The organism is Aquidulcibacter sp. (assembly GCF_020253525.1).
GTDB lineage: Bacteria > Pseudomonadota > Alphaproteobacteria > Caulobacterales > Aquidulcibacteraceae > Aquidulcibacter.
This window is the reverse complement of record NZ_JADCBK010000062.1, coordinates 1-7435: the sequence shown is the minus strand read 5'-3', so window position 1 is coordinate 7435 and position 7435 is coordinate 1. Positions and strand designations below refer to the sequence as shown.

The following is a 7435-nucleotide window of genomic DNA, read 5'->3' as shown; positions in this document are numbered from 1 at the left end:
GGCAGGGGCGGGGCCAACGGCTTCTGCGGTCGCAGGGGACTTGATTGATCTCTCGCACGAAGATTCACGGCCCGTCTTCTCGGGTCCCGGTCAAGCCAACCAATTGACCGCAGCCTCGGGTGGGCTTTTGGCGAACTCGAAATTCTACGTTCGTCTGCGCGTTCCAGATCGGGCTGGCACCATCGCCAAAATCACCGACACGCTGGCAAAACACCTTGTTTCCATCGAAAGCTTCCTGCAAAAGCCCCCCGAAGATGCAGCGCGTGTACCCATCGTGCTGACCACCCAGCCCATGGCGGAGCAAGATTTGTTGGACGCTTTGGCTGAACTTTCTCGACTGGACGTCCTTGTTGAGGCCCCAGTCTTGATGCCACTGGAAGACTAATTTGAGGCCGCGTGGCCTATCCCTGATCTCTAGTAAAGTTGGACCCTGTATGACCGTAAACCTTCCTCCTGATATCGCCGCAGGTGCTTTAGCCGCGACCGAGGCTGCCGCCATTGCTTCTTATCGTGGCATTGGCCGGGGTGACGAAAAGGCCGCAGATCAATTGGCTGTCGATGCCATGCGGACAGGCTTGAACGCTATTGCCATGAAGGGCCGCGTCGTGATTGGCGAGGGCGAGCGCGATGAAGCGCCTATGCTCTATATCGGCGAAGAAGTTGGCACCGGCGAGGGCGGGGAATTTGATATCGCGCTTGATCCGCTGGAAGGAACCACTTTGACGGCAAAAGCCATGCCCAATGCCTTGGCCGTTTTAGCCATCGCGCCAAAGGGCGGGCTGCTCTATGCGCCCGATACCTATATGGACAAGATTGCGGTAGGCCCCGGTCTGCCACAGGGCGTTGTTGATATTGATCGCACGCCAGCCGAAAACGTGATCGCTTTGGCGAAAGCCAAGGGCGTAGAACCGCAACAAATTGGTGTTTGCGTTTTGGACCGTCCGCGCCATAGCGGCATTATTGAGAGCTTGCGCTCAGTTGGCGCGCGGGTTCATTTGATCACTGATGGCGATGTGGCGGGTGTGATCTATACCACAGACCCTGAGACCGGGATTGACCTCTATTTGGGTCAAGGTGGCGCGCCAGAAGGTGTTTTGGCTGCTGCTGCCCTCAAATGCGTTGGCGGCCAATTCCAAGGTCGCTTGGTATTCCGCAATGAGGATGAAAAGGCGCGTGCCCGCCGTATTGGCATCACCGACCTTGGCCGTACCTATCAATTGGACGAATTGGTCTCCACCGATGTGGTTTTCTCGGCCACAGGCGTAACCAATGGGGCCTTGGTGGCTGGTGTGAAGGCAAGCTCCAAGGGCTTTGTGACCGAGACTTTGGTGTTGGATTCTGCGGCCAAGACCGCCCGCGTCGTCCGCACCCAGCATTTAGGTTAGGGGAATGGTCGGCTCTTTCCTCGGAATAGAGTCGAGCCTGACGGGTCGCAGATGGTTGCAACGTCTGCCGGACGGCCAATCTGAGGCCACCATTGGCGTCTTGGAAGAAGGTGTGCGCCGCCTTGGCATTGGGGCGATGCAAGCCAAATTATTGGTTGCGCGCGGGGCAGTGCCCGAAACGGCCCAGCGCATCTTGTCGCCCAAGCTAAAGAACGAACTGCCCGAGCCTTTCACCTTGCAGGACATGGAAAAGGCGGTGGCAGCCATTCTGGCGGCGGTTAAGGACCAAAAGGCCATTACTATTTTGGCCGATTATGATGTGGATGGCGGCACATCGGGGGCCTTGCTGCTCAGCTGGTTTAAATCAGTAGGGGCCAGGGCCAATGTCTTTGTGCCCGACCGTATTCTTGATGGCTATGGCCCCAGCCCAAAGATCGTCAATAAGATCAAGGCCAACGGTACCGATCTTCTCATCACCGTGGATTGCGGGGCTGCAGCCTATGCGGCATTGGAAGAGGCCGCCCGCATTGGCTTGGATGTGGTGGTGTTTGACCACCATTTGATGCATGGCGCGCCACCGCCCGCCTTGGCTGTGGTCAATCCCAATCGGCAAGATGATGTATCGGGCTTAGGCACTTTAACCGCCGCAGGGGTGGTCTTTGTGGCTTTGGTGGCCCTCAATCGGGCAGCGCGCCAACAAGGCCTGTCGGCTGGGCCTGACTATGATTTATTGAGCCGGCTTGACCTTGCAGCCCTCGGGACGATTTGCGACGTGGCCCCGCTCACGGGCCTCAACCGGGCTTTGGTGGCCCAAGGCCTTAAAGTGCAGGAAAAGCTCGCCAATCCCGGCCTAGCCGCTTTGGCGGTGACATCGAAATTGAAAGAGCCCGGCAGTGTCTATGCCTCTGGCTGGGTCTTTGGCCCGCGCTTAAATGCCGGGGGACGGGTCGGGGATTCCTCTCTGGCTGTGCGCCTATTGTCGACCGATGACCCACACGAAGCCAGCCAAATTGCCGAAGAATTAGAAGTCCTCAATGCCGAGCGTCGAGCCATAGAAGCCAATGTGTTGGAAGAAGCCATCGCGCGGGTAGAGCGCGGCGAAGCCGGGCCCTTGGATGGGCCATTGTTGATGTTAGGGGCACCGGGCTGGCATCCGGGCATTATTGGCATTGTCGCAGGTCGCCTCAAAGACCGCTTCCACCGCCCGGTGATCGTCATTGGCTCTGCCGATCCAGATGATTCAGAGGCTAAGGGCTCGGGCCGATCGGTGCCCGGGATTAATCTGGGCGCTGCAGTCTCTGGGGCGGCCAGTGACGGGGTGATCTTGGCCGGTGGCGGCCATGCGATGGCTGCGGGCCTGACGATGAATTTTAGCGCGCTTAAGGCCGTGCATCAGGATTTAGCCCGCCGCCTGCGCACCGAATCTGACGCAACCGGCACCAGCCGCGACCTAGCCATTGATGCCTTGGTGGGGCTTGGGGCTGCCACACCTGACCTCCTTCAAGCTATGGCTGAGGTTGGGCCCTATGGCGCAGGCTGGCCCGATCCCGTCTTTGCCTTTGCCGATGTCCGGCCCTATGCCGCTGCCCCCGTCGGCACAGGCCATGTGCGCCTGATGTTGGAAGATCAATCGGGGCAGAGAATCAAAGCCATCGCATTCCGCGCGCTCAACACGCCTTTGGGCGATGCTTTGATGGGCAGACGGCCGTTACATGTCGTGGTTCGGCTTAAAAAAGACGATTGGCGCGGCGGAAACGCGGTTGATTGTGAGATTATCGATGCAAGTCCTGCATCTTAGCAGCAAAGGCCGCTTGCGTGTTGGCATCGGCCTTTGTATAGAGCGCGCCTCGCGTGTGAACAGCATGTGACGTGGCTCCTTCGTCTATCGGTTAGGACGCCTGATTTTCAATCAGGAAAGACGGGTTCGACTCCCGTAGGAGCTGCCACTCCCACCCCACACAAATCCCCATAAATCGGCACGTTCTTGCAGTACTTGTCCACAAGTCGCTGCCGCTTGTCGTCGCGCTTGGCCGCACAGGCTGCCATGATAAGCAGCTGATTCGAAGGATAGGGGCCCATGGGCGATTTAGTGGAATTAGATGGCAGTGGCGGCGACAGCGGCAATATCATCAACGAGCCGTTTGATCGGGCGTTAGAGAGCCGCTACCTCGTCTATGCCTTGTCGACCATTACCAGCCGTGCGCTGCCCGATGTGCGTGACGGCCTCAAGCCCGTACAGCGCCGGATTATCCATGCCATGGGTGAGCTTGGTCTCGACCCTGCCAGCAATTTCAAAAAATGCGCCAAGATTGTTGGCGACGTCATGGGTAAATATCACCCCCATGGCGATAGTGCGATTTACGATGCCCTTGTGCGTTTGGCGCAAGACTTCTCGGTCCGCTATCCCCTCGTCGATGGGCAAGGCAATTTCGGCAATATTGATGGCGATTCTGCGGCTGCCTATCGCTATACCGAAGCCCGCCTGACCGCGATTGGCGCGCTCTTGATGGAAGGGGTGGATGAGGATTCTGTTCTCTTCCGCGAAACCTATAGCCAAGAAGATGAAGAGCCTTCGGTTCTGCCTGCGGGCTATCCCAATCTTCTTGCCAATGGCTCCATGGGTATTGCCGTGGGGATGGCGACGTCGATCCCGCCGCATAATGCGGCAGAGCTGATTGATGCCTGCCTGCTTCTGATCGAAAAGCCCGAAGCCGATCTGGATGAAATCTTGGCGCTGGTGCCGGGCCCTGATTTTCCAACGGGCGGGATTTGCGTGGAATCGCGCGCCGCCATCCGCGAAGCCTATGCAACAGGCAAGGGTGGCTTCCGCACCCGCGCCCGCTGGCATGTGGAAGATACCGGCCGCGGCACCTGGCGCATCATTGTGACCGAGACGCCCTATCAGGTGCAAAAGTCCAAAATTGTTGAGCGCTTGGCCGAGCTGATCGAAAACAAGAAAGCCCCGCTTTTGGGCGATGTGCGCGATGAAAGCGCAGAAGACATTCGCTTGGTACTCGAGCCACGCGCCCGCACGGTTGAGCCCGAACAATTGATGGAGAGCTTGTTTAAGCTCACCGATCTGGAAAACCGCTTCTCGATGAACCTCAATGTGCTCGACGCCAAGGGTGCGCCGCGTGTGATGAGCTTGATTGAGTGCTTGAAGGCCTTCCTCGACCATAAGCGCGAGGTGATTGTGGCGCGTGCCAATTGGCGCTTGCGCAAGATTGAAGCGCGCTTGGAAATCTTGGCGGGCTTGCTGGTTGCCTATCTCAATCTCGACGAAGTGATCCGCATCATCCGCTATGAGGATGAGCCCAAGCAGGTCCTGATCGCCACCTTTGACCTAACTGACGTCCAAGCCAATGCCATTCTCGACACGCGTTTGCGCAATTTGCGCAAGCTCGAAGAGATGGAAATTCGTCAAGAAAATGAAGACTTAAAGGCAGAGCGTGAAGGCCTGATGGCCATGATTGCCTCCCCCGATTTACAATGGGCACAAGCGGCAGAAGAATTGCGCGAAATCCAATCGGCCTTTTCCAAAGACACCCCACTCGGTGCCCGCCGCACGACCTTTGCTGAAGCCCCTGTTGCCCTGGCCTTGAGTGCGGAAGCCTTTGTCACGCGGGAGCCGATCACCGTTGTTCTCTCCCAAAAGGGCTGGATCCGCGCGCTTAAAGGCAAGATCGATGATCTGTCGACCGTCAAATATAAGGATGGCGATGGCTATTATCTCTCGCTCCATGCCGAGACGACCGACCGCATCGTTCTATTTGCCACCGATGGCCGCGCCTTTGCCTTGGCGGGGGATAAATTGCCCGGTGGCCGGGGTTTGGGCGAGCCCGTGCGCCTCTCAATTGATCTGGGCGAAGAGCACGACATTTTGGCCATGTTCTTGCCCAAGCCCGATGGTGAGCGCTTGATTGCCGCAAGCTCTGGCTATGGCTTTGTGGTCAGCGATGAAGAATGTGCGGCCATGCGGCGCTCGGGCAAGCAAATCTTGAACTTGGATGATGGCGCAAAAACCGCGGTCGTTGCCCCCATCCAAGGTGATATGGTGGCCGTGGTGGGCGAGAACCGGAAGCTTGTGATCTTCAAGACCGAAGAATTGCCACGCATGGGCCGGGGTAAAGGGGTTAAACTACAGGCCTATAAGGATGGTGGCCTGTTGGATGCCCAGACCTTTAAGGCTGAAGAGGGCCTTGCTTGGTATGACACCTCTGGCCGCCGCCGCGATGTGCCGGACTGGAAAGACTATGTCGCCAAACGCGCCGCCGCCGGTCGCATGGTCCCCCGCGGCTTCTCCCGCTCGGGCAAGTTTGTGGGGTAGGGGGAGTTCTGAACAGACATGCGCGGGCATGTTCCGAGGGGTTCGGTTCGCTTTGGTGAAACAGCGTTTCCACCAGAACGGGTCCAGACGGAAAAAACTTGAACGATGTCATCCCGGACGGCGAAGCCGATCCGGGACCTTGAGCCGCAAAGTCCCACAAGGTCCCCGCTCTCCACTTCGATCCGGCGGGGATGACATCGTTGGGGTAGAAAAGACCGCTTCAGTCCCTTCGGGCCACATCCAATTTTGAAATGTTATCATGCGATCCATGCATGGAGCGCAGCCTACAACTGACGCAATATTGGGCTTGCACGCGGCAGGGGGAGGTTGTAACCGAAGGGTACGGTGGTGGCTAAGGAGTTCCATAATGCGTGCGGTCTGGTCTGTTTTTTTTGCATTATTTGTCTTGGTCACGGGGGTGTCGTTCGCCTATGCAGACGACCTGGACAATGTGATCACCGCTGAGATGAAGCGTCAGAATATTCCGGGTCTGGCGATCGGGATTACCAAGGATGGCAAAATCAGTCGATTGTCAGGCTATGGATACGCCAATCTCGAGTGGCAAGCCCCTGTAACGCCTGACACAGTGTTTCAGACCGGCTCGACGGGGAAACAATTCACCAGCCTTGCAATCTTGATGCTGCAGCAAGAAGGCAAGCTTAGCATTGAGGACCCCATTTCGAAGTTCTTTCCTGACGCACCCGCAAGCTGGGCAGATATTCGCCTCAAGCATCTTCTCTCGCACACATCAGGGCTGGATGATGAATATAGTTCGGTCAATCTGCAGCAGACCTACACGCCAGATGCTTTACGTCAGTTGATGTATAAAGCGCCTAAATCGCGCCCTTCTGGCACCAAATGGGCTTATTCTAATTCTGGATATGTGATGCTTGGACTGGTCATTGAGAAGATTACCGGTGCCCCCTATCACGACTATTTCACCAGCCATATCTTCAAGCCGTTGGGGATGAGCGCTACCCGTGACATCTCCGAACTCGACATCATACCCGGCCGCGCAGCGGGTTATGAGCGCGACGAGCCGAAGATAGGTTCCCCGCTGAAAAATCAAGCATGGGTCTCGCCAACCTTCAACAAAACTGCCGATGGCTCCACCTATATTACCGCCCGAGATTTTGCGACCTATTTGGCAGCTTTAGATGCCCCCTCTGCGCTGTTTGGCCCGCTCTGGGCGCAAACTAAAGCACCTGTCATTAAGCCTGACGCTGCCAAGCCGGCCTTTTATGCCATGGGTTGGTTCACCGTTATGGTCGAGGGCACACGGATCGACTTTCACAGTGGTTCTTGGCAAGGTTTCAATGCCTACATTATCCACTGGCCACAACAAAAGACAGGCGTTGTGATATTGGTGAATACCAACGTCCCTGAGTATCGAGAGTTTATCGGCAAGGTGCTTCCGGCGGCGGTTCCTGGCCTGCCTTTACCACCGCGCTGACCAGTAACACGCGTCGGGCAACTGCGGATTTGAGCCTTGGACCGTCTGCCGCAAAGTCCGACGGGGTCCCCGCTCGAAGCTTACGCTTCGGCGGGGATGACGGTTTCTTGGATGGTTTTTGTCTAGACGCGCTTTGGTGACCCTTCTGGTTCACCAAACCGCAAACGAAATTGTTTCTGCGACATCTGAGTAGTCAAGTGCGCAGCTTTGCTGCGTCGCGACGCGATCCGTTTTCGAAGAAAACGGACACTTGACGACCCAGATGTCGCG

Annotated in this window: 5 protein-coding genes and 1 tRNA gene; all 6 read left to right on the top strand. The window is 57.1% G+C overall.

Features of this window, described 5'->3' with window-relative positions; all coding sequences use genetic code 11:
- On the top strand, positions 1–385 hold a 385-nt coding region (locus IOB61_RS08185), incomplete at its 5' end, for an ACT domain-containing protein (protein ID WP_290814937.1).
- Positions 386–434: 49 nt separating this feature from the next.
- Positions 435–1385, top strand: coding sequence for a class II fructose-bisphosphatase (gene glpX / locus IOB61_RS08180; RefSeq protein WP_290814934.1), 951 nt, complete (start codon positions 435–437; stop codon positions 1383–1385).
- 4 nt (positions 1386–1389) lie between these two features.
- Entirely contained in the window at positions 1390–3183 is a 1794-nt protein-coding gene (recJ, locus tag IOB61_RS08175) for a single-stranded-DNA-specific exonuclease RecJ (RefSeq protein WP_290814931.1), read from the top strand.
- 73 nt (positions 3184–3256) lie between these two features.
- A tRNA-Glu gene (locus IOB61_RS08170) sits at positions 3257–3331 on the top strand.
- A gap of 131 nt (positions 3332–3462) precedes the next feature.
- The gene (parC, locus tag IOB61_RS08165; RefSeq protein WP_290814928.1) at positions 3463–5712 is read left to right on the top strand and encodes a DNA topoisomerase IV subunit A; all 2250 of its coding nucleotides are present in this window, start codon (positions 3463–3465) and stop codon (positions 5710–5712) included.
- A 367-nt stretch (positions 5713–6079) separates the two neighbouring features.
- Positions 6080–7165 (top strand): serine hydrolase, encoded by a 1086-nt coding sequence (locus IOB61_RS08160; RefSeq protein WP_290814925.1) that lies wholly within the window; start codon positions 6080–6082, stop codon positions 7163–7165.
- Positions 7166–7435 lie beyond the last annotated feature (270 nt).